General features: G+C 45.7%; 1 protein-coding gene and 1 pseudogene. One reads left to right on the forward strand and one right to left on the reverse strand.

Annotated elements, in window-relative coordinates:
• Window positions 1-343, forward strand: a pseudogene (locus IQ246_RS29330) (serine/threonine protein kinase); the annotation flags it as partial.
• A gap of 256 nt (window positions 344-599) precedes the next feature.
• Here IQ246_RS29330 and IQ246_RS29335 read toward each other — a convergent pair.
• Entirely contained in the window at window positions 600-2,192 is a 1,593-nt protein-coding gene (locus IQ246_RS29335; protein ID WP_194006796.1) for a glycoside hydrolase family 57 protein, read from the reverse strand.
• Window positions 2,193-2,622 lie beyond the last annotated feature (430 nt).

The raw sequence follows: 2,622 nt of genomic DNA on the forward strand, positions 1-2,622 counted from the left end.
GGCTGGGGCTGTGGCTGGGGCGATGGCTGGGGCTGGGGCTGTGACTGTGACTGTGGCTGTGACTGTGGCTGTAACTGTGGCTGTGACTGTGGCTGTAACTGTGGCTGAGGCTATGGCTTGGGCTGGGAAGGATATGTCTACTAATGTATTGTTAACACTCACAATCGGGTTAGGAATGAGCTTCGGAATTGGTTGTATAGTCGGACTTCTCAATCCCTACATCCTATTAGCAATAGCAGGAACCGGATTACCTTTAGCAACAATGTTGCTTTATCTACCCCTCAAAGGACGTAAGTTAATTGTCAAATACCGCCAGTCAGAGTCACATCTAATTAAGCCATGAACTGCACCTAGTGGATGACGCGATCGGGATATCGCTTGTTGTGATACTACAAGTTATGTCGGCATATCATCAGTTTGAAACCGGTAATCAGGCAATTGAGCAAGAATTACAGCCACCATTGCTCCACAAAGGTCATAGCAAAGATCGCAGACTGGACTTATTGCAATATCGTCAAATGCTCGGAACCCTTATAAGGTGGGTAATGCCCACCTTACTATTGCTGGCGTTAAAGTGTCCGTGGTGTCTACAAGCGAGACTAAGACAAAGGACGGTAGACGCGATAGTTAATTTTAGGGAAGATATTGTCTATTAACTCGACTTTTTCCAGCCAACCGCTATCGACTTTGCCAATTTTAACGTCTTCGTAGAGCTTATTGAACCGCATCAGGTGCGATCGCGTCCGTCTCACTGCATAGGGTACCATCGTTCCCGTCCGCATAATAAATGCCCAGTCAGAAGATTGTGCTAACAGCAGTTCCCGCGCTGCTTGGTTCAATGCTTTCCACCCCAATTCATCTTCTGGTTCCAAGTGCGAGATTTCAATCATGCGTTCTGCGGCTTTGTGCAAATGAGGGTAAATCCACGCATTCGTCTCGTTCAACCAATACTCATGGAATCCCTTAAAACCCCAACTTGATTGCGAAGGACGGCAAACTTGCTGGGTCGGTTGTGCCTGTAAATAATCCGCCAAATGGGTCATTGCGTAGGTTCCCTGGTCATGCCATGACTTGCGGAACAGGTAATCTATAAACCAGGGGCCTTCATACCACCAATGTCCAAATAACTCGGCGTCATAAGGCGAAACAATCACTGGCGGACGTTGCATAATTCCATAAAGATGCTCAGCCTGCCGCTCTCGATTATACATAAAGTTCTCGGCATGTTCCGCTGCCTTTTCTTTTGCCCAATAAGGATCGTAGAGTGCTTTATCTGCAAGTCCTAAGCCGCGCCCAGTAATTTTATGATACTTAATACCCGTGTTTTTACGCTGACCGTTGGGCATAATATAGGGCTTGATGTACTCATATTCTGCTTCCCAGCCCAAATCTTTGTAAAATTCCCGATATTCTGCTGCACCTGGATAGCCCACCTCAGAAGACCATACCTGCTGGGAAGATTCATGATCTCGACCAAAGGCAGCAACCCCAGTCTCTGTATAAATTGGGGCATAAGTACCAAAGCGGGGACGAGGACGGGCGTAAAGAATGCCATGCCCGTCGGTGAGAAAGTAGCGCAACCCAGCATCTGCTAGCATCCGCTCTAAACCTTCATAGTAGGCGCATTCAGGCAACCAAATACCTCTGGGTGCTTGTCCAAAGGTTTGCTCGTAGTGTTCGCAGGCTACCTGAATTTGTGCCCACACCGCTTGCGGATACATTTTCATCAGCGGTAAGTAACCGTGGGTCGCACCGCAAGTGATAATTTCTAGGTTATTAGTGTCTTGAAACTGCTTAAAAGCAGTCACCAAATCACCGTCGTAGCGCTCCCATAACTGACGCGCTTCATTAAATTCAGCAGCGTAATGTTCCGCTAAATAACGGATATGCCCGTTGTGGACATTACGCTCAGCCTCCAATTCTATAAGCTCTTCAAGTTGCGCTAAATGTGCGTCATAGCGCTCTTGCAGCAGAGGGTCACGAAGCATCGACACTAAAGGCGGTGTCATGCTCATCGTGATTTTAAAGTCGATACCGTCTCGCTTTAAGCCTTCAAATACTTTTAGTAAGGGAATGTATGTTTCCGTGATGGCTTCATAAAGCCATTCTTCCTCAAGCACATAGTCGCTTTCTGGATGACGAACGAAGGGTAGGTGTGCGTGGAGTACAAGAGCGACATAGCCGATAGCCATAATAATTCTGGGGTGGTACTTGTAAGTTGAAGGTCGAGAGGTTTGGCAGAAATTAACAATATTTTAAGACTTTATGGGGATCGTAAGAGCAGTTTTCAATTTAGTTCAATACGGTGTTTGTAAGGGCACAACAATGTTCATAAGTGTGAACTTCAGATGAAAAGCTTGATTGGTAATTGTTTAAAGTATTCTCGTTCCCATGCTGAGTATGGGAACGAATTCAATAAGGCTCCGCCTTGACTGTAATGTCAAGTGGAGCCTCCAAAGAAACATTCCTAGCCTCTGGCCATCAATGCCAGTTTAACTGGAGTTTAGACTAAAAATAAGCAAGCAGAAAATAATACTTAGAAAAGTATGGATAAAAAATTGACATATCTGGTCAGGTGAAAAGTCACTGAAAAGAAAAAGTGGTCAGCAATGTTGAACTGAC

This window comes from aff. Roholtiella sp. LEGE 12411, from assembly GCF_015206995.1.
In the GTDB taxonomy this organism is placed as follows: Bacteria; Cyanobacteriota; Cyanobacteriia; order Cyanobacteriales; family Nostocaceae; genus Komarekiella.

Excerpts from the sequence above, each read along its gene's own strand:
- IQ246_RS29335 (WP_194006796.1), bottom strand. The coding sequence starts at position 2,192 with ATGGCTATCGGCTATGTCGCTCTTGTACTCCACGCACACCTACCCTTC.